Raw genomic sequence first — 25,721 nt, 5'->3', positions numbered from 1 at the left:
AAATTGTTTGACAGGAAACGGACTCGACGACGAAAATATTCCGCCGTCCTCGGAGTTATCAAGCAGTTTCGGCGTAGACATATCGAGAGAGAACAAACCCCCGAAGCCTTTTGCCGGCCGATTTCGGCCAATTTACTTTTTCATCAAGGCCTTTACGGGAGGAAGCCCGTACGGGTCGCCCTCCTTGATCGCCTTGAGCACCGCGCCGCCGCCGGTAAAGAAGTAGTAGCGGGAATCGTCCAGGACCGCCAGGTAGAGACCGGGGAGGAGGTCCTTGAACTCCTTTAAGGTATCGCCTCCGCCGTACATCTTTTTGGCGTCCCGGTTTTTATCGATGGCATTGTCGAGGGCCTTAGATCCCTCGGTGAAGTGAGGGGTAAAGCCCATCACTGCGTTGACGAATATAGTCCCCGCGCCGAGGATGGCGTCCATCACCCCCTTCTCCTCGAACGATACCGGGTCGATGTCGAGGATGTAATTCAGTGAATCGCCCTTCTTCAGCTTTTCTATCTCGACGCTCCTGTACTTCCCTTCCATCTTGCCCTCCAACGTATCGGACTCCACAATTACGGGCAGCTCCAAGATCTTTTTTCCCTTTTCGTCCTTCTCCACAAGCTCCCTTGCCATCTCCATCTCGTCCTCGGTAACTCCGGAAATCTTGATTCCGTACTTTGCGGCGAGATAAGTGTTGTAGATGACGCCTCCCAGGATCAGACAATCGACCTCGTCGTAGAGCTTCCTCAGGGGGTCTATCTTGGTGTCGAACTTTGCGCCTGCGACGACGGCCAGAAAGGGCCGTTTCGGATTAAGGACGTGGGTCAGGTTCGATATCTCCTGCTGCAGCAGGTACCCGGCGTAGCTTGGGAGGAGCTTTGCAATATCGTAGGTCGAGGCATGGGGCTGCCAGGAACCGAAGGCGTCGTTGACAAAGACATCGGCAAGTCCGGCCAGCATGATGGCAAAGGCCTCCTGCTCCTGTCCTCCCGCCTCCTCGCCGGAAAACCACCGGGTGTTCGGGAGATAGATTCCCCCTATCTTGTGATTTCTCAGGTCTCTGATGTGAAGGTTTATCGATGTGTCGATACCGGCTATGCCCTGGGGAGTCGATTTAAACTCGGGGACGATGAAGTCTGTGTGGAGCTTCCTCTCGAGATACTCCACTATCGGCTTTACGGAGGTATCCGGGTCGACCGATATCTCGCCCGTCTTTTTATTCTTTGGCCGTCCCACATGGGTCATCAAGATAAGTCGTCCGCCCCTCTCGACGATGTTGTAGAGGGTGCCTATAGTGGAGTCTATCCTGAAGGGGTCGGTGATCTCTCCTCTCTTTACGACGTTATGGTCGACCCTCACGAGGACGACCTTGTCGTCAAGGTCGGCGTCCTGAATCTTTGGGACCGCCGCGTCCACACCATCAAATTTCCTATTCATGGCGTTTATCCTCTTATCACGATTATTAAACGTATTATAAAACTATGGGAGTATATGTCAAAAACAAAATGTGCTGTAAACAAAATAAAAAGGCCGTCCCTGTGGACGGCCCTAAAAGTAAATCTGTCTTTTCTTTTGAATTTACAGGTAGTCGATCCTTATGGGCGTCTTGTTTCTCTTGGTAAAAATTACAATTACCTTGCCCGATTCGGAATCAAAGACATGCTCCTCCAGCTCGGGATTTTTGACGGAAACCTGCTTGGGATCTCCAAATTTCACCGAAACCCACTTCATTGTAAGTTGTTTCCCGGGAATGATCCTGACCATCACGACTATATCGTTCACGAGGAAGATCGCCACCCCCTTGGTGTCCTCGGGGGATTTCTGTCCGTCGTAGATCATGACGAGTCCCGAATCGAGCGACGGCTCGCCGAGCATCGAGAGCACCTGAGATTTTGTGGTAACGTTCGGAACGATCCCGTTCCACTCCGCCCTGGCGTCAAGGCCGGAAACCACAAAGAAAACCGACGCCACCAACAACACAAAAACAAATCTTCTGCACAAGCTCATAAAGTTGTCTCCACTATTCAAATCCAAATCCTCACAAACATGGCCTTAAATAACCTTGTTGTGAATTCTTTTTGAACCAATCACAATATTTCACTACCGCTCCCACCGCTCCCACCCACTTCCGTCACCCGCTTTGTTAATTCTATTCTATTGACTGTCTCATCAAATATCCTGACACAATCCCTGCCCCTCCCTAATAACCTCCCCCCATCGCCCAATCCCTTTTATCGTTCCCCCAACCGCCTCGTCCCTCTAATCGCCCCATCCCCCAATCGCCTCGTTCCCCCAACCGCCTATCGAATTAAAACATGCGGCCAACCAAAAACTTGCGTCCAACTAGAATATACGGCCGGCCCCCCGTCAGTATTCAAAGTAGAGGAATTCGTAGAGGAGGCTTACAGGGTTCAGTGTGCCGTTCTCATCCCTTGCGGGGGGCAAAATGAATATCTGGCTTACGATCTCCGTCGGCTCCATGTAGATGGCGAAGACCTTTTTCCCTTTCTTTTCCCCCTCCTCCCTCTTCTCGAAGACAAAATTCGGGGAGATAATCACCTCCCTGAGTCCCATGAAATAATCGGTATCTGCATAGAACTCGAAACTGTCGCCCTTTTCGTTTATGAGCATTATGCTCATGACGATCTTCGATATGAGCCTTCTCTCTTCCATGTCGCTTGACGAGACCCTCACCGACTCTATATAGTCGTCCAAGGCGAGAAACAGAGGGGCAAAGGGCCTGAGATCCAGCTTCTCCTTCGAAATCCTCCTTTCATCCACGCCGAAAACGGAGAGATCAAGACCGAGGATGAATGTTGCCTTGTATTCGTCCCTCTCGCTGTCCCGATAAATAAAAAGGCTGCCGGTTGAATCCCTGAAATCATTTATATTTTCGAGCTCTTTTTTAATTTCCGGGAAACCGGCCCTGAAGAGGTCAGCCGTTTTTTTGGGAAAATCGATGAAATCGAGGGAAAGTTCAACGGCATGGGCCGTTTCCGACATTATCCCTGAATTAAAGATGAGAAAGATCGCCGCCGCCAACGGAGATAAAGTGCTGAGAAATTTCTTTGTTCTTTTCACGGCAACTTTTGTGATATATGTCACATTTCCGATTGAATAGCGTACAGAAAATGGCGCGATTTTGTCAATATAAAAATAATTAAATTTCCTTAATACATAGGTGCAATACTTTTTAAAATTCTTGACATCTTCCTAACTTTCAATAAAAATAGGCGATAGTGTTATGCAAAATCGATTCATATTTAACTTTTTATCGGGAAAAACCATGAAAAAGGTATTTTTTTTCACATTACTCTTTGTTCTGATAATATCTCTTGTATCGGCTTCCGAAGAGCTGAAGATGGTCTGCGGGCCCAAGAACAGTGACATGTGGAAACTGTCGAACCATATCGGCTCCGCCCTGACCGAGGTAAAGATCAGCTCCAAGGGGGGCGGGCCCGACGTCCAACTGATCTCATCTTCAGGCCCTTACGAGAGCATAAAGATGCTCTTTTCTCATGACTCCAACCTCGCGATTGTTGACGCCCTCTCCGCCTACGAAGCCACTTCGGGGGTGGGAAGATTTTCCAAGCTTCTGAGGAGGGACGTCCTTGCCCTGGCCGTTTTAGGGCTCGAGGTGGAGCATTTTGTGCTGGTTTCCGCAAAGTCCGAAAAAAACAACGTCTTGGACATGACGGAAAAGATGATCTATCTCGGGAGAAAGGGCGATTACAGGAGATACGGGGCATACGTAAGCCTGAAGTCTCTCGGGGTTGAAAACTTCCACGAGGGGGGAAACGAGTGGGATTACGAAACGTCCGCGGAGCTGATGATCGACGGCTCTATAGACGGGGCCGTGTATTTTGGAATTCCCCCGGTTAAGGCGGTTCAAGATATTAAAAAGGTCATGGGAAGCTCCCTCGTTATCCTGTCGGTCGACGATTCCGCCGTCTCGGAGTTAAGGGGGTCTTCCCCGATCTGGTTTTCGCACACGATTGCCGCAAACAAATACCCCAAACAAAAAGAGCCGGTGGTAACTGTGGCAAAACCTATCCTACTTGTGTCTACAAGATCGTTGAACAAGAAGACGGCGAAGGCTCTCTTGTCAGACCTCTTTGATGCAAAGAGCATGGAATATCTCAATTCAGTCAATCTTCCGATAGACGCTCAGATGAGCCAAAGATACAAGGTGATAGAGTACCACCCGGGAGCCGTGGAATTTTTTAAAAGCGGTGGTGATTGAATTCCACGGCCTGATTCCCTGCAAATGGCGATTACCTTGAAGATACGGGCCTGCCGGGGAAATTGTTAAGAGATGAGAAACGGCCTAATAGTGTAAAAATGGCCGATTTCAAGATGTTACGTTTCATATTCAAGTTTAGACAGACCTTGCATTTTTAAAAAACACTTACGAGTCTTTTGGGGAATAAAATGATAACGATCTCCCTTGAGGGGAACATAGAGACGAGGGGTTTTGAAGAGGGAAGGTACATAAAGGATATTCTGGAGAAAATCATCTGGGGAGACGCCCTCAAGCAGATAGACAACATGGACGGGCGGGCGCTTTCCAAGAAGATGGGCAGGGCCTACGGCGAATCGCTTAAAATGGAACTTAAAAGGATAAACGCCCTCTCGAGGGGGGCGGTCATCGAGCCGGAGGAGCTTTTCAAGATTTATTTGACGGAGCTGGGAGAGGTCTTCCGGTACGCCCCGCCAACCACGGCCCTTCTTATGGGCCTGTCCTATAAGAACTTCGAGGAAGGATTCCCGGCCCTTTGCGTCAACCTCGACGCGCCCTTTTACCTGCACCCCTTTATGACCTTCAAGAAGATATACGCCGATGACGAGTTCTCCCGACTCGAGGTCTCCCTCATCACGTCCCCGGGAGCGATCTTTGGTATCAACGACGGGGGGCTGTCCGTTGCCCTGGGTCTGAAGCCCTTCGAGGGGAACGGCAAAGGCTTTTTACCCCTGTCCGGAACCATTTCCGAGATATTGAGGAAATGCAAGAGCGTGGACACGGCAAAAGAATTGATCGGCAAAATCCCGAGGGGGGCTTCCGGCATGATGGCAATCGCCGACCCGAACGAAATAGCCGTCGTCGAGCTGACACCCGACTCTTTTTCCGTAAGGGGAGAAAGGGAGGGCTTCATCGTGTCGACGCAGCACTTCCTGTCGGAGCGCCTCATGAGCGTGGATCTGCCCCACCTCGAGGTTCACCCCGAGACTTCGCCCCCGGAGCTGTTTGAGAGGAGGATATACGACCTGAGCGAGAGGAGGTTCGAGGAGACCTGCGATGTAATAAAGAGCAAGATCAGGTGGAACGTAAGCGGAATAACCGACGCCATCTCATCCGGTAAGGACCTCCTTTATCTTACGGAGGGATACTACAAGACCTCCATTTCGGCGGCCATGATACCGGGGAGAAGGTGCATCTACCTCAAGGAATCGAGGAGGGAGCCCTTCATCCGCCACATCCTGTAAGATAATCAAGATTGACTTTTTTTGGATCGGCGGGGACGGCAAATTCAGCTTTTGAATGTGAAAGCCGCCTGCAGAAAAAGGGGGGCATATAAATATTGCCCCCCAAACATTTGACTTCCAAATTTTCAGGCCGGGAAAAAGAATCAAAGAGACGAATCTCAATCCTTCTCCTCTTCGAGCCTGTCCCTCAAGACCCTCTTCAGTACCTTCCCGGCGCCGCTGACGGGGATCTCGTCTATGAAATGGACCTCCCGAACGTGCTTGTACTGGGCGATCTTCTCGTTGACGAAGCCCATGATCTCTTCGGCCGCGGCCTTGGTATCCGGCTTTAGCTGGATGAAGGCCACCGGTATCTCGCCCCCCTTTTCGTCCTTTTTCCCCACAACGGCGCAGTGGGCAACCTTTGGATGCTCGAAGATTATCTCCTCGAGCTCCCTCGGGTAGACGTTGTGGCCTTTGTATATGACCATATCCTTCTTTCGGTCGGTGATGTAGAAATAACCGTCCTTGTCGCAGCAGCCGATGTCGCCGGAGTGGACCCAGCCGTCGATCAAGACCATCTTGGTCTCCTCCGGCTTGTTCCAGTAGCCTTTCATGACCTGGGGCCCCTTCATGCATATCTCCCCCTCCTTTCCTGGCCCGAGGGGCTCGCCCGTCGTCAGGTCGATCACCTTGGCGTAGGTGTCAAAGACAGGGATGCCGACGGAGCCGGGCTTCAGCGCCTTTCTCGAGGGAGGATTTGCCATCCCCAACATCGTCACCTCGGTCATGCCGTAGGCCTCGCTGACGATTCCTGAGAAGGCCTTGAGCATCTGGTCGAGAACGGGGACGGGCAGCGGCGCCGCTCCGGAGACCGCGAGCTTGATGTTTGACATATCCACCTTTTTAAACTCCGGGTGCTGCACCAGCGGGATGTAGAGCTGGGGCGCTCCGCCCATCATATCCGCCTTGTACTTCTCCACAGCTCTGATATATTCGTAGGGATCGAACCGTGGAAATACGATCAGCGTGTGCGAGCCGTATATGAGGTTGTTCAGGTAGCCTATGGTCCCCATGGCGTGGAACCAGGGGACCACTACCAAAACCGTCAGACCCATCTTCAGCGGCTGATCATCGTTTTTAGTTATTTCCTTCTCGACAAGGGAGAGGTCGATATCCAGGATGCCGTCCTTGTACGTGACGTTGCCGCCGGAGAACCAGTGGGTCGTGTGCGCCACGTTGGCGATCACGTTCAGGTGCGTTATCATAACCCCCTTGCTCAACCCCGTCGTCCCGCCGGTGTACGAGAGGTGTGCGATATCCTCTCTCGGATTTACCTCGACGTTTACCGGGTCGGTGCCCCCCTCCTCGAGGAGGAGCTGAAAGTCCTCCCCCGTCTGGACGGGGAATTTTTTAAGCGTCTTTACCGGCGCGGTCACGGGCGGGTAGGTGTCCGCCAGAGATACAACTATCAGGGTTTTTACCTTAGTCTTCTTGTAGACATTCAGTACGGGAGCCATTATCAGATCGAGGGTGATGAAGGTCTCGCAGCCGCAGTCGTTCATCTGGTATTCCAGCTCCCTCTCTCCCCCCAGCGGCGAGAAGGGGACGAAGATGGCCCCCAGCTTCAAAACCGCATAGTAGGCAATGGCGAACTGAGGGCAGTTCGGAAGGTGGATACCCACTCTATCTCCCTTCTTCACGCCCCTGGCCTTCAGCGCATGGGCGAACTTGTGGGAGAGGGTCAGAAGCTCCTGATAGGTAAGCTCCATCCCCGCAAATCGGATTGCCACCCTGTCCGGATGTTTCGTCGCGGTGGAGTTAAGAATCTGATACACGGGGATTTCGGGGTAATAAAGGGATTTCGGCCTCCCCTTTGGCCAAGCCTTATAATTTTTTTCATCTGCCATAACGATTCCTCCATAAATTATGAATTTTGGTTATAAGTAGATATATACATGTTTAGAAAATCGAGGCTGAAATCCTTTAAAACCGATTGCTCCAAATCTTAAAACAATGTTTAGTATTCTACCCTTATTTTACCTTCCATACAACAACTTATTTTCAACCCGTCCGATTGTTGCGATCACTGCGGTTTATCGCATATACGAGTAAAAAGGCAAAAAAACCTTTCAATTTTGTATACAGGCAAAAAATAGGAGGGAAGCGGAACCGCAAATTTTTCGGTTAAAGGCTCAAGGGGACGTCACCATCTGCAATCGAAACCCTTAATGCAATTCTCCGGGGATTCTCATGCATCAGAGACGCAGCGGGGGAAACGGCCTTTGCTTAAAATCAAAGTGCCATTCCCCCCCGCCGAAAGCGACAGACACGGCTTAAGGACAGAAATCCCCAAAGAGCACTATTTTTTGGGGAGGGCCTTAAACTTCTCGTCCCAGTCTATCCTCCCCGTCATCTGCATCAGGATAGCAAGGGTGATGATGGAGGTGATCGTTATGATTAGGCCCGTGTATCCCTTGAAGAAGAAGCTGTACGAAAAGAGGACCAGATAAACGATCTGTGATATGCCCGCCTCCACGAGCGCAAACCTGGCCCCCACCACAAGCCTCAAGTAGCTCACCACCAGAAGCACCGACACCGCCGCCGAGATAATGAACGAGAGGTTGACATCGAGATGATCGACGAGGTATGCGAAGAGGAGGTGAAAGGCAAAAAAGGCGGATGCCAGGAAGAAGAAGTTCATCGGGTGAATCCGTATATCCCTCAGCGTGGTTATGATAAATATGATGAAGAAGAAAAAGAAGAGGGACACCGGCGCGAAGAAGGTTATCTTTGCCGCCAGCGGTCCCGGGTTCAGCTTCGTCGGCATCTCGACGGCGATCATCTTCCCTGAGATCTTCTTCTCGTAATCCCAGGTCAGCTTCTTCCCGGAATCCGTGTCCTCCATCGAGGTTGGGGAGATGGAGCCTTCCGGAAAATCGACGGCCTTGAAGTCGGTATTTACCGTCATAGAAAAATCGACCACCTCCACAATATCTTCGTCGCCGAACTTGTAGGCCCACTCCGTTTTGCCACGGGACAGATAGACCGCCCTGAACGTCAGCTCCTCGTTGGGTCCAAGGCTTACGGTCTTCCCCACACCCTCCTTTCCCCAATCAAGCTTTTCAACCTCCTTGCCGTCGATGTAAAAATGAAAGTCGTCGTACTCGTTGTTTGAGGATGGAAACCTGAACAGGATATTGAGATCGACCTTGTTGTCGGTGCTGTTTTTTGTCTTATAGGTGCCGTCAAAGCCGACCGCGTAGGTGCTGTACCACAGAAGCCCCTTCCTCCTGTAGTCGAGGGAGAGGTCCACATCTATGTCGCTCCTCTCGATCGGGAGATTCCCCGACACGGTCCTAAAGGTCTTAACCTTCCTCTTCAGCTTTTCATCGTAACTGGACGTGTCGACCTTGTAGGAATAGCCGAAGAGGGGCGCGACCTGGTGCTGGGCGGGGCCGTAGAGGCTGTCCACCTCGTACCCGAGCCTCTCGTCGACCTCGCTGCTCCTGACCTCGAGGGTCGCCCCTAGGATCATCCACGCAATGGATGTGCAGATAAAAATAAATACGAGCGCCGCGATCTTCTTAACCATGATTATCCCCTTTTAATCCGCTTCTAAAACAATTTTCCTTTCCCTTTCCGACAAAAAGGGGAAAACATGGTTCCAAAAATATCTTAATATCTAAACGAACTTGCCCCTGGCGGAGATCTCCCATACCCCTTCGAGAATATCGTCTTTCACCACGTAGAACCTGTCGTGGAGGTTAATTGTGGTGCAGCCGTGTGTCGGGACAAGCTCGACCTTCTGGCCGATCTTGAGCTTCGAGGCGCCCTCGAAGGTCATGTGGCCGTGCTCCTCCGAAAGGGAGGAGACAGAAGCCCCCTCGATCCCGACAACATGGGGCTGGCCGAACTCGGAGCTTACCGACTTCATCCCGCAGTCGAGGATAACGTGATCCCCGTGGATCGAGATTACCGAGGTCAGGATGGTCAGCGCCTGCCCGAAGCCGAGGTTCAGGTAGCCGTATGTGACGTCCATCGTAAGGTACGACCCGGCCTGAACCTCGGTCACCCCCTTGACCTTCGATGCGATGTCGTAGGTGCCGGTCCCCCCTCCGCTGACGATGGGGACCTCAAAGCCCTCCTTTTCGAGGCCGTTCTTATAATCCACGAGGGCCTCCATGCACCCGGTCCCGAGCCTTACCCTCTCCTCCTTCTCGAACGTGAAGATTATGTGCCCCTCGTAGCCCATGATGCCGGCGAGCTCGAGGTTTTTCATCCCCTCTATCTCCTTTGCCAGCCCGACGGCCTCTTCAAAGCTCCTGACGCCGCATCTCCCCATCCCCACGTCCACCTCGATGATGACCTTCAAGATTTTGTCTCTGTTTTTGGCGCCATCGTTGAGCTCGGCCGCGTTGGCTTTATCTTCCACCGCCACTTTCACGTCGGCGAGGTGAAGGAGATCCAATAGCCTCATGATCTTCGAGGCGCCCACCACCTGATTGGCAATCAATATATCGCCTATCCCGGCCTTTGCCATCACCTCCGCCTCGCCCACCTTGGCGCACGTAATACCGATCGCCCCGGCGTTTACCTGTTTTATCGCCATCACCGGGCACTTGTGGGTCTTTATGTGGGGCCTGATGTCCGAGTCCACGCCCCTAAAATAGTCGGCCATCTTTCTGAGGTTGCCCTCGAATTTCTCAAGGTCGATTATCAATGCGGGAGTATCTATATATTCCTTTTTCGTCTTGACTCTCATGTATTCCTCCTATTATCTGGAAACCGCCCGAATTTTTTGAGGGTACATCCCCCACTCGCCCCCCTCACCAATGCCTGCTTTTTCCGTCACGGTTTGAAATATCGATTGCAATGCCCATAATCATGTTTACAATTTTGAAAGTCAAGTATATATTATGTGCTTTTTTCAATTTCTTCCTTGATTTTTGAAACCTATTAATTATATTATCATCTCATTTATAGAAAGATGAACACTAAATCTGGAGGTGACCATAATGGCATCAAATAACGTGTTGGAGATAAATGACGACAGTTTTGACAGCGAGGTCTTGAAATCGGACAAGCTCACACTGGTGGATTTTTGGGCTCCTTGGTGCGGACCCTGCAAGATAATAGGACCTATAATCGATGAGCTGGCCGCGGAATACGAGGGGAAGGTAAAGTTCGCAAAGCTCAACGTGGACGACAACCCGAGCACGGCTTCCAATTACGGCGTCAGGGGAATCCCAACGATGATTCTCTTCAAGGACGGAGAGCCAAAAGACCAGATCGTCGGGGCGGTCCCGAAGAACCATCTGGAAAAGGCGATCAACGATTCTCTTTAAGAACAGACACCGCCGTCGTTAAGATTGGAAAAGGTTTTTTGGCAGACGGGACAATTGAATTTGGGATTTGGTTGGTTGGTTAGATATTACGCCAATATTAGTGGAGAGCGGGTCGAAGAAAAGCTGGGAGTGAGCGGACAGAAAGCGGGAAGTGGGCGGTTGGACAGCGGGAAGTGGGTCGATAGACATTAGACAATTAGAGGACCTTGAGATAATGGAGTGATTCTGAGTTCGATTTAACTCCCCATTTTGAGCGACCGCTGATTTTAAAAAACTATCGTTTTAACGACACGGACAAGGCAACTTGCCCGTGTTTTTATTTGAACAGATATTAGAGATCACATACCAACCCTGATTTTATATGCCACATATCTACATATCTCGGCCGTAACCGACACGGTCATATATAAAGAAGCCTCACGCCATTACACCTTTCAGTGTATCAAATGCGCTAATCAAAAAAGTCGGGGGCCGTCCCAATACAGACAAGGTTAGGAGAGCAACCGACACCTAAACGTCGTTACAAATCCGGTCTTCTTCCAACAACAAAACTTAACCGCCCCTGATCTTCTCGATGATCGATGTGGTGGAACTCCCCGGGGAGAGCTTCGCCCTGACCACCCTTCCGCCCCAGGACTCCACCTCCTTTCCCCCTATTATCTCCCCCGCCTGCCAGTCTTCCCCCTTTACCAGCACATCGGGCTTGAGCTTCAATATCAGGGAGAGCGGATCCGATTCGTCAAAGATCACCACGTAGTCGACCGACCGGAGGGAGGCGATGATCTCGGCCCTGCTCTCTTCATCCTGCACGGGGCGGCCTTGACCTTTAAGCCCCCTCACCGAGCTGTCTGAATTTACGCCGACCACAAGGACATCCCCCTCCCCCTTTGCAACGGCCAGATACCTGACGTGCCCCACGTGGAGGATATCGAAACAGCCGTTGGTAAAAACGACCGTCTTTCCCTCCGCCTTGAGGCCCCTTATGACCCCGGCCAGCTCATCACTTTTGTAGATCTTATCTCTCGACATTTTTTAAGTCCGCTACCTCGGAATAAGCCCCTTTAGGGGGAATTTGTAAATTCTCTCGAATATGTTAAGCGTCCCCTCCCCCAGCGCCTTTAGGGTCATAGAACTTACCTGAGGGTCTTCAAAGGAGCCGGTTACCTTGAAATATGTCGTGAAGAGGTTCCCGCTGTCGCCGGTCAGGACATATCCAACGACGGGTATCTTGTTTACAATGAGATCTATCGTCTCGAGCATCTGAAAGCCCAGAACCATGTCGATCTCCTCTTTGACCATATCGACGCTCCCGACGCCGGTGACCTTTATCACCCTGCTGTCCATAAACAGGTTCTTCGTAGTCGCCACACCGTCTTCGATGACAAAATCGGCCGTTATCTTTTCAAAGGGGACGCCCTCCGTTGTGATCTTCGGGAACTTCAAGCTCAAGTAGTTCGATATCTTCATAATCGAGATGATCTTCGACAGGACGCTCAGTTTTTTTATATTTCCGTTATATATCTCAATCCTGGCGTCTCCGTCAAACGTTTCGAGGATACGTCCCGGTTTTCCCGGTTCGGACTTCAAGGAGAGCATGAAATTCAGCTTTCCCGCCAGGTCTTTCAGGATCATCGTGTCCGAAGAAAATGAGGCGAGATCGGTCCCCTCCCCCGTAAGGTTGAGGTAAAACAGTCCCTCGTCTTCCTCCGAGTCGGTGTATATATACCCCCAGCTTCCGTAGCAGCTTCCGCCATAGAGGGTAAAACCCATATCCTTCAAGAGGAGATACCCATCCTCGAAGAAGAGGTTTGTCGAAAAATCCCTGATAAAGAGGGAACTATCCCCCGTTCCGAAAAATTCAACGAGGTCTACGTAGGGGGCCTCGATCGACATGCTGAGCCTCGGATTTTCAAAGTTCGTCAACATGCCCTTTCCCCTCAGCTTTGATTCGGGAAAATCAAGCTCCACCGGCGGGATGTCCATATGATCGCCCTCGAAGATCAGGGATGTATTTAAGGGCACAAAGGTTGCGTTTACGAAAGGCACCTTCATAGACCAGTCCACCAATTCCACCTCACCGAATATAACCGGGGGGTCGGAAATTTCGGCTATCGGCCCATCTATCTTCATCCAGCCCCTCGCCCGCCCGACCCCCTCTGTTTGGGATAGGAACGGGAGGATATCCAGGAATTTAGACGCCAGGATGTCCTTGACGTCCTCAAACGCCATGTCCTCCACCTTTACGTAGAAGTCCCTCATATAGGGAACCGTGAACGAATCCACGATCTTCCAGTGAAATTCGGATATCTTTCCAGCAGGAGACTTAAAGGCGACGTTTTTTACATTAACCACATCGCCGTTAATCGACACATCGGCGGAGCATCCCCTGACCACGATCTCCTCGAAGTTCAAGACGGTGTCTTTGATCTTCGACTTTATCTTAAAAACCGTATCCTTATCGCCTATCTTCAGGGGATTTCCCTTCAATCTGACATCGGCATCCACCTCCCCCGACACTATAAGCTCCTCCAGCTCCTCCCTCAGCTGATCCTCCATAAGGTGAAGGGGCAGAAGCGACAGGTCCCGCTTTAGATCAAAATCGGTAACCTTCGACCTCAGGTCGACAGTGGGCGGGGCCTCCTTCCCCTTCGGCCTCCGCTTGATAGAAAGGTTCAGGGAGGTATCCATGGAGCCCCTCGATATATCGAGGTCTTTTAACAAAACATTTTCCGGATTGGATACAACCTCTCCCGTCAGGGCCATATGGTCGAGATTCAGACCTTCCGGATAGAGAGGAATCCCCGAAAGGCGCAGACCCTCACCCTTTACCCCCCCGTTCATTCCCCAGTTCTTGCCGTCCTTATAGAATATGTCTATCTCGCCGTCGACAATCCCCCTGACGGAGGCGTTATACTGACCTTCGAAGATGAGATCCAGAAAATCGAGGCGCACATCTCTTATCCAGACCTTGGAAACGAGTCCCTTCTTTCCGTTATACTCCCCGATCGATTTGATCCTCCCTTCGAAATCGCCCCCTGGCGGTGAAAAAGATATTGTGTATTCGGTTTTCCCCTTTCCGAAATTGCCCATCAACCTCAAGTAGAAGAGGATGAACGTGTAGTCCTTGTCCTCGGTCGGCCTCTTGTCCTTGATCTCGACCACCGCGTGGGTGATCAAGACCTCTTTCAGGCTCGTTTCCCCCGTTATCTCGGAAACGGAGGTGTCGAGATAAGATAGGGCTTTATTTTCGATATCCTCATCGCTCTCGATCGTAATTGATATTTTCGGCGAAATGACCCTTACCTTTTTGGGCATGACCTCGCCGGAAAGGAGCTTCAGGAACCTTATCCCGAAGATAACCTCTTCGGCGTCAATCGAGGGCCCGTTGCCTTTGCCGGCGAACGAGAAGCTTCTTCCCCTGACGCCGAAATAGGGAAACAGGGAAAAGTCGATCTCTCCGAGGGAGACATCGTCCCCCAGAACCGCCTTCAAGCTCTTTATTATCTCCGGCCTGTATTTTTCAAGGTCAATGGAAGTTACGGCTATTATCAGAAGCTGGAGAAATATCAGGAAGATAAGGACGAAGGCCTCAATCCCTATTCTCACCTTTTTACTAATTACGGGCATTGTTTTTCAAAGCATTTATATTCTATTAATTCCTGAGGGTTCCCCTCATCTTTTTTAAGATCGCCTCTGTCGTGCTTTGGTTCTTTTCGGCGGCGTCGACCGTCAACATCCCCATCACGCGATAGAACTCCATGAGGTGAGGGACCTTTACCCTTATTGTCTCGATATGATCCGAGATTGTCTCGCAGTCGCCCCTGGCGATGGGGCCGGTGAGGGCCTTGGGCGTTCCCAGTTTCTTGATGTTGTTCAGCGTCCCCTCGATCAAGGGCATGAGGGCGTTTATGGCGTCTTTCTCTCTCATTCCGATAGCCGCGTACATCTGGACGGCCGCCCACACCAAAGAGACGAGGTAGTTCGATGCAACCACCGCCCCGGCGTGATAGAGGGGTTTCTCCTCCTTTGGGATGATTAGCTCGATACCGTCGAGGAGTTTGATTATCTCCTTAAGCGGAGGCATGGCATCTTTGTCCCCCTCCAAGCAGAAGATCGAGCCGGGGATGTTCTTTGCCGCCTGAGAGAAATCGGCAAAGCTCTGCAGGGGATGCATGGACGCGAGCAGCGCCCCCGACGTCCTCGCCGCTGCGAGGACGTCCGAGGTCAAGGAGCCGCTCATGTGCAGGACGATTTGCCCCGGCCTCAGACACCCTCCCTCCGCCATCTCCTTGGCGGCGTCGCCGATCGCCCTGTCCGGGGTAGTGATAAAGATGATGTCCGCGCCGTGAAAGCTTTCGACGACAGACCTGTCATTTCCGTCGACGGGATTGTCTATCGTTTTGACGCCCCCCATCTCCACCGAGGCTTTTTCAAGCTTATCCTTATTTGTGCTCGATATAAAGGCTATCTCGTAGCCGTGCTCCTTCAAAAGGACGCCTATCGCCGTTCCGACCTTACCGACGCCAACGATTCCGATCTTACGTTTTACACCTTTACCTTTGTCGGCCATCATAAGCCCCCCCAAATAAAGCTATATAAGAAACTTATTAACCTCGGATTCAAGCTCCATTTCGAGTTTACCATTGTCCACCGCAAATGAGTTTTCCATCTCCGCCCTCAGCACCAGATCGCGATAGCCGTCGCTTTTAAAGTAATCTTCAATTTCCCTTGATATCGGCAATATCTGTTCCCCCGGTGACCAATCAACATACTCACCGGTTACCTCGTTTATCACGCAATTCAAAAGCACGGCCGTTGAGGCCGTGGCGAGGGGAATATCTTTAAGGTCCCTCATCATTGCGCGGAGCTTTCCTTCCATTTCGGGATCGTAAAAGAAGAACTTTGGACTGTACATGAGCGCCCCGTGAAAGTATTCGGGGACATCGACAACACCCTCGTATCCGAGCCTTTCGCAGATACATACCAAGACCCTCTCTAGATCCATCAGTATACCGAGCCCCGGAAACTTCTGGCCCGGGAGTCTCGGCCTATTTTTTTCAAATTTCGCATTAGGATTCTGTAGACTCAACCACTCGATCATAAGCATTCTTACGTTTCTAAAGCTGAAGTCCTCTATAAAGGTCTTCTTCGGCTCGAATATCCCCTCTTTTACGACAAGCTCCATAAGGAGAACGTCCTTACCGTCCCATTCCGAATATAGCCTCAACCTGTGGTCGAACGAGTTCTCCCCGCTGATCTTCATTTTGATATTTGAAAAACCGCACTCGGAAATCTTGTCATTAATTTCCATTTCGCAAAAAAGGTCCAAAAGCTCCTCCGAAGAGTAGAGATTCAGAAAGAGTCCCCCCCTCTTTTTGTAGATGAGCTCATCGACCGCGCCGCCGAAGTCCAATTCAAGAAAATCAACTGCGGGGCGCTGCGGCCTGACGTACATCAGGTTTTTCAGACGGTTGATTTTATCCTGAAGAGTCACGGATTTGACACCAAATTATTGATTTAATGATATTACTTTACTCCTTCCACGTCAAGGCAAAGGGAGGTTAAGGAACTCACTTTTCAATAAAAAAAGGGGCCTTTTTTAGGCCCCTGACAAGATTATTCACTCAATGTTCTATAGACTATTATCGGTTTTTCACATGAACAACCTTTCATAGATAAAGGGGTAAATCGGGCTGTGACCGGCCGATTATGCCTCGAGGATTGGGAGAACTCGTCATAAACAAACTGACCGACAACTCCACGAATCCCCAAATTCCGTTCCTGACAAACGATCCACCCCTGTCTTTCCCGGACACCCGTCCACCCCCTCCTTATCTATCAACTTCCCCACCCCAATTTTGCCGTTTCATCCCCCGACCGTCTCCCCATCTCCCTCTTTTCTCCCCATCTCCCTCTTTTCCCCCCGTCTCTCTCTTTTCTCCCCATCTTCCCTTTTTCTCCCCCTCTTCTCCTCCTCCCCCCCTTACCCCCGTTTTCCTCTCTTCCCCCTCTTCTCCCCCTTTTCCTACCCCCCCCGCGTTAAACGAGCTTGGAGAGATCTTCTACAGCCCTTTTCATGTCGAGGAATATAATCCCGAGCTTGGCGTCTTTTCTGACGAGTGTTGTGAGAACGGCATCCTCGCCTGCGTTCATGAGCAGCACATATCCGTTCACTCCCCTGATGAAGACTTGATCGAGCTTACCCCTGTTGAGCTCCTGGGCTGTCCTTTCACCGAGGGACAGCATGGCCGCCGACATTGCGGCTACCCTGTCTTCTTCGACATCCTGGGGAAGTGCCGAAGCCATAATAAGGCCGTCCACGCTGACGATAGCGGATGCCTCTATATCCGGGGTACCGGCTTCCAAGTCCTTCAGAATATTTGTCATGCTTTCAGTTCTGCTGGCCATTTAGACCTCCTTTGATATTTCTATTTTTTTTGTATGTTCCCTTAAAATTTCAGGGTAGTTATTAATCCTTTGCCTAGCTTTTCGCCTTGGCTTCTCTCTCTTCGAGTTTTCTCAAGTTGAATTTGACCATCTCGTTTTCCGGTTGGAGTTTCAGGGCCTGATCCCACTCCTTTTTGGCTTTCTTCAGATCATTTTCCTTGAGATATATAAAACCCATATCGAGATGTTCAAAGAATTCAGAGAGGTCTTCTTCTTTCTCATCCACTTTTACGGCGATCTTTTTCCCTTCGACCGGTTTCGATGCCTCATCCGCTATTCTCAGACCCTCCATGACGAGAAACTGCCAGTCCTTTTCGATGGTGCTTTTCTTCGGGGTGTCCGCCCGTGTGGATGCAAATGTGCCCTCCGGCCAGCTAAGGATTTGATAGAACGCATCCTCCCCTGTGGCATTGCCGGTTTCGGCGTGTACTATCTTGCCTTCTTTAAAGAAGATTTTCCCCTCTCTCGCCCCGCTCTTGATTGAGAGGGAAGAGCTTGACTTCCCGAGGCATTTCATCTGGATGACGTCCGTGAGTAGGAGGTCTGAAAGCTGTCCCTCGAATCCCTTCCTCTCCTCCTTCAGGGTGTCTATTATGATTTTTCTGATCTCTTTTATCTCGAAGGGTTTCTCGATGTAGTAGAGCGATCCCCTCATATTTGCTTCTCTCTGAACGCTTGGAGATCCGTAGGCGGTAATAATTATGACCTTAACGTCCGGGTATTCCTTCCTTATCTTACTTAGCAGGTCGAGCCCGGAGATTCCCGGCATTCTGATGTCCGTGATGACGAGCTTAATATTTTTTTGGGCTTCCAGTACCTTCAGGGCGTCTTCGGCGCTATTTGCAACGATTACATCGAATTTGTCCTTATCCTTTGAGAGGCTTTTGGACATGCTCCAAGTAAGGGTTTCCTCGTCATCAACTATCAAGACTTTGTCAAGATCGGCCATACTATAATCTCCTAATCTTTCAATTCTTCAATGCACTGTCATATAAGAGCAATTATTGTGCCAAAGTGGTTGTGGGTGGGAATTTTGCGGCAATTTTCCGGCGGGAATTATATCAATAATTACAGGGCTTTAGAGAGTGTTTTCGGCAGGATATTTTTTATAGAGGCGATTTTCTTGAATGGATTTCGCCGGTGACCGGAAATCGGACAATCGGGGCGTCCTAAATTCGGACACTAATCTAACTCGTATTTTCTGAGCTTTTCAAAGAGGGTCGATCGGGATATCCCCAGGATCTTGGCGGCCTCGGATTTGTTCCCCGATGTATGATAGAGCACCTTCTTTATATAGTCCCGCTCCACCTCGGAGATCTTCTTCAAATCCACGCCCATCTGCGCCTCCCCGCCGCTGACCAGCTCCATGGGAAGGTTTTCAACGTCAAGCTCGTCGGAATGAGAGAGGATAACGGCGCGCTCTATAACGTTCTTGAGCTCCCGGACGTTCCCGGGCCAATTGTAGTTCATGAGGATGTCTTGGGCCTCTCTGGAAACGGATAGGATGTTTTTCCTCAGCTCCTTATTCGCCATGGAGAGGAAGAGGTCTATAAGTTCGGGGATATCCTCCGCCCTGTCCCTTAAGGGCGGCACCTCGATGACCATTACCTTAAGGCGATAATAGAGGTCATCACGAAACCTGCCCTGCGAGACCAGCAGGGAGAGGTCCTGGTTTGTCGCGGTGATAACCCTGACATCCACCTTTATCTCTTTAACGCCTCCTATCGGATTGAACGACTGGGTCTCCAAGAATCTGAGGAGCTTCGGCTGGAGGGATAGCTGCATCTCACCTACCTCATCCAAAAAGAGGGTGCCGCCGTGGGCGAGCTCGAAGAGACCCTTCTTGTTCTCCTTTGCATCGGTAAATGCGCCCTTCTTATAGCCGAAGAACTCCGACTCCAGAAGGTTTTCGGGGATTGCGCTGACGTTTATCTTGACCAGCGGGGCGTCCTTTCTGTCCGACGCCCTGTGGATGGCCGCGGCCACCAGCTCCTTTCCGGTTCCGCTCTCTCCTACAACGAGGACCGGGGTCCTGGGGGTCTCCGCAACCACGTCGATAAGCTCCTTGAGCGCCCTCATCTTCGGACTTCTGCCTACAATCTCCGTGTGTTCGGCCCCCCTCGCCCTTCTTAAGGTAGTAAGCTCGCTCTTTAGCTTTGAATCCTCCAGCGCCCTATGAACGATGAACTTGAGCTCGTCCAGCTCGAAGGGCTTCTGTATATAATCGGTGGCCCCTTTCTTCATGGCGTTGACCGCCACCGTCACATCCGAATAGGCGGTCATAACGAGTATCGGTATGTCCGGCTCGAACTCCTTGATTACCTTCAGCAGATCAAGTCCGTCCGTATCGGGCAGTCTTATATCCAGAAGCACGAGATGAACGACCGAGTCTTCGATCAGCATTTTCGCCTCGGCCCCGGTCGCGGCCGAAATCGCACTGAATCCCTCTCCATTGAGGACCTTCTTGAGGGAATCGGACATCAACTGGTCGTCTTCAACAATCAAAACAATTGGTTTCATTTTTTAAGCCATAGCGGGAAGGGTGATAACGAATTTTGCGCCCTCTCCCTTCTTGCTGTGGACAACGATGTTGCCCCCGTGCTTTGTAACGATTCGATATGTTATGGAAAGGCCGAGACCGACCCCCCTCGCCCTGGTTGTAAAAAACGGATCGAAGATTTTGTTTATATGCTCCTCGTCTATCCCGATGCCTGTATCCTCCAGGATGATCTCCAAAAACTCCTCTTTCTTCTCCTTTTTGTTTTTTACCGAGATAACGATCTTTCTCTCCTTGGATTCTTCCATGAAGATAATTGCGTTTAAGAAAAGATTTAGAAATACCTGCTGGAGCTGGGAGAAATCCGCATATACGGAAAAGGGATTATCATCGTATTTTTCCACCACCTTGATTTTGTTATTGTTAATGTCTTTGTTTAAGAGGAGAAGGACCTCCCTGATAACCTCCCTTATGTCACAGTTGGTAAGCTCGGGCCTTTTGGGTCTTGCAAAGGAGAAGAATGTCCTGAGCATCAAGTCCAGGCGGTCTATCTCCTTTACTATCCTGCTCAAGAACTCCCTCTTCGGATCGGACTCGTCGATCTCCTCCTCCATCGCCTGGGCGGTGGTCTTTATGGCGGCAAGGGGATTTCTGATCTCATGGGCTATACCGGACGAAATCTCCCCCAGCGAGGAGAGCCTGTCCATTCTCAGAATCTCCTCCTGCATCCTGTGGATTTCCGTCAAGTCCTTGAATGTAATGATATGACCCCCCAAACCTCCCGCATCATCGGAGAGGGCGGCCGTGCTGAAGCCGATGGAGATTTCTTCGCCATTTTCTTTTTTGGCATTCGTCTCCTTGCCCACACTCACCTCCCCCGCCCTGAACTTGGACGAGACGATATAGTTATAGTCATCGGGACTGAAGATCTCCTTCAAATCCATCCCGATAACCTTCTCCTTCCTGTAACCCAAAATATCCTCCGCCGACTTGTTGAAGTATGTGATCTTACCTTTTTTGTCGATGGAGATAAGGCCGTCCTGAACGACCTCGACCATGCTCTCGGTAAATTCCCTAAGGGTTTCCAGCTCTTCAGTAACTTTCTTCATAAAATAAGACCTTTTTTAAATTAAGCCCCGTCTTGATTGAAAATCACGATTTCAAACAGCTTGCAAGAAATCAAAGAGTCCTCTCTTTTTGTATAATATCAAATAGAAATATCAATTGTCAAACGTCAATTGCCGGCCAAATCACCAGTTAAATTTATATTTAAATTGCCGCCTAAAAACATTGATTTTTTCCGCCGTTAGTGATATTTATTAGAGGTGGAGAGATCTTACCCCCACATATCAAATATTTGAGGAGTGTAGCGATGACAAAGACCGGTATAGTTACGGACCCTATTTACATCGAGCACGATACAGGGAGATTCCACCCCGAAAGCTCGGAAAGGCTCGTGGTACTTTACAAGATGCTCGAAGACGAGGACATTGCCGGAAAGTTCGTCCAGATCACTCCCAGAAAGGCCTCCCGGGAAGAGATCGGGCTGATACACAAGCCCTCGTATTTCGACAAGGTCGCCGCCACAGCGGGCCTTTCCCACTCCTCTCTTGACCCGGACACCCAGACCTCGGAGAAGTCGTTCGACGCGGCCCTCTTCGCCGCCGGCGGCCTCCTCCTGGGTATAGACGATATGTACGATGGGAAGCTCGACAACGTCCTGGCCCTGGTGCGCCCGCCGGGACACCACGCCGAGGCGGACCGGGGGATGGGCTTTTGCCTCTTCAACAACGCCGCCATCGCGGCGCTCTACGCGATAAAAAAATATTCCCTAAAAAGGGTCCTGATCTGCGACTGGGACCTCCACCACGGAAACGGCACCCAGCACTCCTTCTGGGAAGACGACCGCGTCCTCTACTTCTCCACCCACCAGTTCCCATACTATCCCGGGACCGGAAGCCTCAGGGAGGTGGGAGGCGGAAAGGGAGAGGGATTTACCGTCAACGTTCCTCTGAACATAGGAAACGGCGACGCCGAATACTACAAGATATTCAAAAAGGTCTTGGAGCCGATAGCCGAGGAATACAAGCCTGAGCTCGTGATCGTTTCGGCCGGCTTCGACATATATTTCAAAGACCCGCTGGGAGGGATGCAGGTAACGCCCCAGGGCTTTGCGGCCCTAGCCCAGGTCCTCATGTCGATTGCCGAGAAAAGCGCCGGCGGAAAGCTCCTGATAACGCTGGAGGGGGGATACCATCTCGGGGGGCTAAGAGATGGCGTAAAGAGCGTAATAAAAGAGCTGATGGGAAAGGATTCGACCGATCCCGATATAACCAAAAAGGATATCGACGACGCCTTCGGGAGGATCTCAAACGAGATAATTGCAGCCGTGGTATCGGTTCAAAAAAACTACTGGAACTGCTTCTGATCATCAGGGCCACAGGGTACTTCTCGTTGTCTTTAAAACAGGGGGGATCAATTCTCTTTACAATCACCCTTTATGGGGAGGTAGTCTCACGGGGAAAGTCGGATTAATGTGCCCTCTTGATGTTTAATATCAACATGTCGCCCATATCGCCACATCGCTATATAGACATATCACAATACAGATATGCAGATATAGTAATCAAGCCGACTTACCTCGACTTACCATATATATGCTCCCAATTAGTAAACTAAAGCATCGAAAAACCGATGCTTAATAAAACAACAGATCAAATGATGTAACCGTAATTTAATGAACGTCACGAAAAGATGGCAAGACTTTTTTCAGGCCCCTTCCAACCCTTCCTCGAAGACAATTTCGTAGAGCTGATCTCAAGAATAAAGGGGGAAGACCCGTTTGTCTCCATAACGATAATCACCCCCACGGGGACGCTCCTGAAAAGGCTGACGGCGCTTCTTACCGCACCAGCTCCCGAAAATGAGGGAAGGACCTGGATCAACCTCCACTTCTTCACCTTCTACACGCTCTCCGAGAGAATCCTTAAGGCTATGCGATTCGATTTATCGAGGCCGGCCGCCGGCGCGGTCCTTCGCCGCCTGATAAAAGAGATGCTGGTAAGTGCGGCCGAGGAGAATGAAATCGTAAAAAGCCTCAACACCTACGACAGCTACGCAGATCGCCTCTTGAGCCTCTTCTCCCAATTGACCTCCTACAAGGTCTCGGCGCTGAAAGGCGGGGGTGGGCCCGAGAACGCCGTCCTCTCCCTCTTCCATAGATACAACATGGAAAAAGTCCGGGCTGAAGAGGACGGCAATCCAATTTACACCAGGGAGGAGATAATCAGGATCGCCTCACAAAAGATCGGCGACGACAAAGACAATCCCCTCTTGAGAAATGCAATCCTCTACGGATTTTACGACCTTAATCCAATTCAGCGGGATATTGTTAGGACGCTGAGCGGGGTCGGCGACCTCCACATCTTCTCCCCCCTTACAGGGAAAGAGCCTTTCTCCGGATACGGAAGGCCGACCCTCGATTTCTTCCGCTCCCTGATGGATGAGAACGACGGCGAGATTACGGACGCCGTCCCCGACGACCGGGGAGCCCTTTTCGCCCTATCCAGCCGCCTCTTTTCGACGGAGGCGGACGGCGGGACAGACCCAGATGGGTCTATAAGGGTCGTCACCGCCTCCGGGGAATCGGGAGAGGCCCAGGCCGTCGCCTTACAGATCCTTCGGATCAGGGAGGAGTCTCCCGACCTTAAATGGAGGGATATAGGAGTCACCATGCGCGACCTCGCGGCTCAAAGGGAAAACCTTAAGGATGTCTTTGAGAAGTACTCTATCCCGGTCTGTTTCGACGGCGGGACCCCCCTCGAACCCTATCCGGAGGTCGCGACCTTCCTGAATCTCCTCTCCGTCTGTGCAACGAAGCTGAAGAGAAAGGAGATAACCACACTACTCTTCTCAGACTATTTCTCCTGGCCCGGGATTCCCAATGAGGAAGAGGAGTGGGTCAGGGACAACTCCCACCTCGCGGAAGCGATCGCCAGGGACGCCGGGGTCGTCTCCGGCGCAAACGAGTGGAAAAAGGCCTGGGAGGAGGGGGGGGCGCAAATCGCCGTCGAAGACTACAGCGATGAAGACGAGGCCTCCCTGATATTCAGGAGGGAGAGGCGCCTGGACATGGAGAAGTTCAAGCTTCTCACGAGAGAGGCGATAACGGGCCTGATCGACGACATAACGGACATTCCCGACCCATCGACCCCCGAAGAGCACTCGGGAAGATTTGCGGATATCCTCCTGAAATATATCATCCCGCGAGGGGACGACAAAGCCCCCTACGAGGCGGTCAAGGAAATAGTTTATTCGATGGAAAATATCGGCAAGAAACTCCCCGCCTCGAACGACAATATAACGCTAAACGATTTCATCTCCCTTCTGAAAAAGGAGATCGCCGATGGGAGGGTCGTCTCCAACAGGGATGTGGAGAGCGTCTTCGTCTCCTCGGTCATGGGAATCAGGGGGCTCTCGTTTACGACGCTGTTTCTCATGGGGCTGAACGAGGGGAAGTTTCCTAGAACGTTAAGGATCGACCCTCTCATATCGGAGCAGACGAGAAATAAACTGGGGTTGCCCATCGCAAGAAACCGTCTCGATGAGGAAAGGCTACTCTTCGCCCTGGCCGTAAGGTCGGCAGGGGAGAGACTTGTCCTATCCTACCAGCGAAGCGACGACTCTGGGAGAAAATCGATATACTCCGTTTTTTTGAGGGAGCTCCTCTCGTGGGCCGAGAGTGGGGGGAGAAAATGGCATGACATCTATGGGGAAAAGGAGGCCCTCCCGGGAGACTCGGCCGTTCACTACCCGAGACTCCTCCAAACGGAGGAAAAAAATTCAAAATACACCGAAAAGGACCTCCGGGTGTCGACCGCCCTCGGGAGCGGCTCTGCCGATATAGAAAAGGTCAGGGGGGTCGTCTTCGAATCGAGTTTTCTGAAGGACGGGCTTATATCCCTGGATGCCAGGTCGACGGAAAAGCCGTTTTCGACCTACGACGGCGTTATGGGAAAGTCGGACGGAATTCTCGAAAAGCTCCTCCCTATGAGCGCCGGTAAGCTTGAAACCTACGCCGAGTGTCCCTTCCGATTCTTCATGAAATACGTGATCGATGTGGACATAACCGAGGAGCCGGACGAGGAGGAGGACATCGAGGCGAAAGAGATCGGCACCATCTACCACAGGACGCTCGCCCGCCTATCTAAGGAGCTTAAAGAAAATCGGCTCCTCCCCCTTTCAAGGGAGAATCACTCCGAGGCGTCAAGGCGCCTTGGGGAGATAATCGAAGACTACGCAAAGAAGAAGCTGGCCGGCAGGATCCCGAGGCTCGTCGTCAGGGCGAGGAAAGAGCTTTTAGAGGAGACGCTCGGGGAGTTAATCGAGAGGGAGTTCAAAGAGAGGCCGGAGGGGGATAGATTCATCCCCGCACACTTCGAGGTCTCATTCGGCGAGAGACGTATCGAGGGGAAGGAGCCTACATACCCCCCCCTCGTGATCGAGATACACGGCAGGAAAATCCCCTTCACCGGCAGGATCGACAGGATAGACGTAGACGAGGGGGAGGGGGCCTTTCGGGTAATTGACTACAAAAAGAAACAGAGTAAACCAAAAGTGCTTTCAAGTCAGGTTGAGGAGGGAAGCCACTTTCAGATCCCCATCTATCTTTTGGCCGCTAAAGAGGTCATCTTATCAAACAAGTTTAATCCATACGAAGGGCTTTTGGTCTTTATTGAATACGAGGAGGGTAAAAAGACCGAGGATATACTGGGAGGAGATATTGAATTGATATTTAAAAGGATGAGGGAGAACGCTTTAAAAGTGATCGATTCCATCGAGGGGGGAATTTTTTACCCGGACGCCTCCGGCCCCTGCGACTACTGCTCCTACAAAGACATCTGCCGGTACATCACAAAGGGCATAAACAAAAAAAGGGTGGAGAGGACCGAAGGGGAAGGAAAGATTTGACG

19 protein-coding genes are annotated in these 25,721 nt (G+C 51.1%); 5 read left to right on the top strand and 14 right to left on the bottom strand.

Annotated features, from left to right (window positions below):
- Window positions 1-132: 132 nt before the first annotated feature.
- The 3 genes from JW984_00865 to JW984_00855 form a co-directional block, all read right to left on the bottom strand.
- Window positions 133-1,431: a phosphoglycerate kinase gene (locus JW984_00865; GenBank protein MBN1571730.1), complete on the bottom strand. Its 1,299-nt coding sequence runs from the start codon at window positions 1,429-1,431 to the stop codon at window positions 133-135.
- A gap of 141 nt (window positions 1,432-1,572) precedes the next feature.
- Entirely contained in the window at window positions 1,573-2,001 is a 429-nt protein-coding gene (locus JW984_00860; protein MBN1571729.1) for a hypothetical protein, read from the bottom strand.
- 360 nt (window positions 2,002-2,361) lie between these two features.
- On the bottom strand, window positions 2,362-3,075 hold the full coding sequence (locus JW984_00855) for a hypothetical protein (GenBank protein ID MBN1571728.1): 714 nt from the start codon (window positions 3,073-3,075) through the stop codon (window positions 2,362-2,364).
- 205 nt (window positions 3,076-3,280) lie between these two features.
- Here JW984_00855 and JW984_00850 point away from each other — a divergent pair, with 205 nt between their 5' ends.
- Both JW984_00850 and JW984_00845 read left to right on the top strand, forming a co-directional pair.
- Window positions 3,281-4,237, top strand: a complete 957-nt coding sequence (locus JW984_00850; GenBank protein MBN1571727.1) for a TAXI family TRAP transporter solute-binding subunit — start codon at window positions 3,281-3,283, stop codon at window positions 4,235-4,237.
- Between the two features lie 188 nt (window positions 4,238-4,425).
- On the top strand, window positions 4,426-5,478 hold the full coding sequence (locus JW984_00845; GenBank protein ID MBN1571726.1) for a hypothetical protein: 1,053 nt from the start codon (window positions 4,426-4,428) through the stop codon (window positions 5,476-5,478).
- Between the two features lie 158 nt (window positions 5,479-5,636).
- On the opposite strand, the gene JW984_00840 is transcribed toward JW984_00845, so the two are convergent.
- The 3 genes from JW984_00840 to JW984_00830 form a co-directional block, all read right to left on the bottom strand.
- Window positions 5,637-7,367 (bottom strand): AMP-binding protein, encoded by a 1,731-nt coding sequence (locus JW984_00840; GenBank protein MBN1571725.1) that lies wholly within the window; start codon window positions 7,365-7,367, stop codon window positions 5,637-5,639.
- Between the two features lie 452 nt (window positions 7,368-7,819).
- Window positions 7,820-9,052 (bottom strand): inner membrane CreD family protein, encoded by a 1,233-nt coding sequence (locus JW984_00835; protein MBN1571724.1) that lies wholly within the window; start codon window positions 9,050-9,052, stop codon window positions 7,820-7,822.
- Window positions 9,053-9,142: 90 nt separating this feature from the next.
- Window positions 9,143-10,222, bottom strand: coding sequence for a DSD1 family PLP-dependent enzyme (locus JW984_00830; protein MBN1571723.1), 1,080 nt, complete (start codon window positions 10,220-10,222; stop codon window positions 9,143-9,145).
- Window positions 10,223-10,475: 253 nt separating this feature from the next.
- Between JW984_00830 and trxA the strand changes: the two genes are divergently transcribed.
- On the top strand, window positions 10,476-10,805 hold the full coding sequence (gene trxA, locus JW984_00825; GenBank protein ID MBN1571722.1) for a thioredoxin: 330 nt from the start codon (window positions 10,476-10,478) through the stop codon (window positions 10,803-10,805).
- A gap of 552 nt (window positions 10,806-11,357) precedes the next feature.
- Here trxA and rfaE2 read toward each other — a convergent pair.
- The 8 genes from rfaE2 to JW984_00785 form a co-directional block, all read right to left on the bottom strand.
- Window positions 11,358-11,834, bottom strand: coding sequence for a D-glycero-beta-D-manno-heptose 1-phosphate adenylyltransferase (gene rfaE2 / locus JW984_00820; GenBank protein ID MBN1571721.1), 477 nt, complete (start codon window positions 11,832-11,834; stop codon window positions 11,358-11,360).
- Between the two features lie 12 nt (window positions 11,835-11,846).
- Complete coding sequence (locus JW984_00815) at window positions 11,847-14,432, bottom strand: AsmA-like C-terminal domain-containing protein (GenBank protein ID MBN1571720.1); 2,586 nt, start codon at window positions 14,430-14,432, stop codon at window positions 11,847-11,849.
- 25 nt (window positions 14,433-14,457) lie between these two features.
- The gene (locus JW984_00810) at window positions 14,458-15,378 is read right to left on the bottom strand and encodes a DUF2520 domain-containing protein (GenBank protein ID MBN1571719.1); all 921 of its coding nucleotides are present in this window, start codon (window positions 15,376-15,378) and stop codon (window positions 14,458-14,460) included.
- Between the two features lie 18 nt (window positions 15,379-15,396).
- Window positions 15,397-16,299, bottom strand: coding sequence for a hypothetical protein (locus tag JW984_00805; GenBank protein ID MBN1571718.1), 903 nt, complete (start codon window positions 16,297-16,299; stop codon window positions 15,397-15,399).
- 545 nt (window positions 16,300-16,844) lie between these two features.
- Entirely contained in the window at window positions 16,845-17,213 is a 369-nt protein-coding gene (locus tag JW984_00800) for a roadblock/LC7 domain-containing protein (GenBank protein MBN1571717.1), read from the bottom strand.
- Between the two features lie 73 nt (window positions 17,214-17,286).
- Entirely contained in the window at window positions 17,287-18,201 is a 915-nt protein-coding gene (locus tag JW984_00795; protein MBN1571716.1) for a response regulator, read from the bottom strand.
- Window positions 18,202-18,434: 233 nt separating this feature from the next.
- Window positions 18,435-19,772: a sigma-54-dependent Fis family transcriptional regulator gene (locus JW984_00790; GenBank protein ID MBN1571715.1), complete on the bottom strand. Its 1,338-nt coding sequence runs from the start codon at window positions 19,770-19,772 to the stop codon at window positions 18,435-18,437.
- A gap of 3 nt (window positions 19,773-19,775) precedes the next feature.
- Window positions 19,776-20,858 carry a PAS domain S-box protein gene (locus tag JW984_00785; protein ID MBN1571714.1) on the bottom strand — a complete coding sequence of 361 codons (1,083 nt, stop codon included), beginning with the start codon at window positions 20,856-20,858 and terminating at the stop codon, window positions 19,776-19,778.
- A gap of 263 nt (window positions 20,859-21,121) precedes the next feature.
- Here JW984_00785 and JW984_00780 point away from each other — a divergent pair, with 263 nt between their 5' ends.
- Together JW984_00780 and JW984_00775 are read left to right on the top strand one after the other, a co-directional pair.
- Window positions 21,122-22,177 (top strand): histone deacetylase, encoded by a 1,056-nt coding sequence (locus JW984_00780; protein ID MBN1571713.1) that lies wholly within the window; start codon window positions 21,122-21,124, stop codon window positions 22,175-22,177.
- Window positions 22,178-22,503: 326 nt separating this feature from the next.
- Window positions 22,504-25,719: an exodeoxyribonuclease V subunit gamma gene (locus JW984_00775; protein MBN1571712.1), complete on the top strand. Its 3,216-nt coding sequence runs from the start codon at window positions 22,504-22,506 to the stop codon at window positions 25,717-25,719.
- The last annotated feature ends 2 nt before the right edge of the window (window positions 25,720-25,721 follow it).

It is taken from the genome of Candidatus Zymogenus saltonus (assembly GCA_016929395.1).
Taxonomy (GTDB): Bacteria; Desulfobacterota; Zymogenia; order Zymogenales; family Zymogenaceae; genus Zymogenus; species Zymogenus saltonus.
Note: the sequence above shows the minus strand (reverse complement) of the source record. Positions and strands in the feature narration are given on the sequence as shown.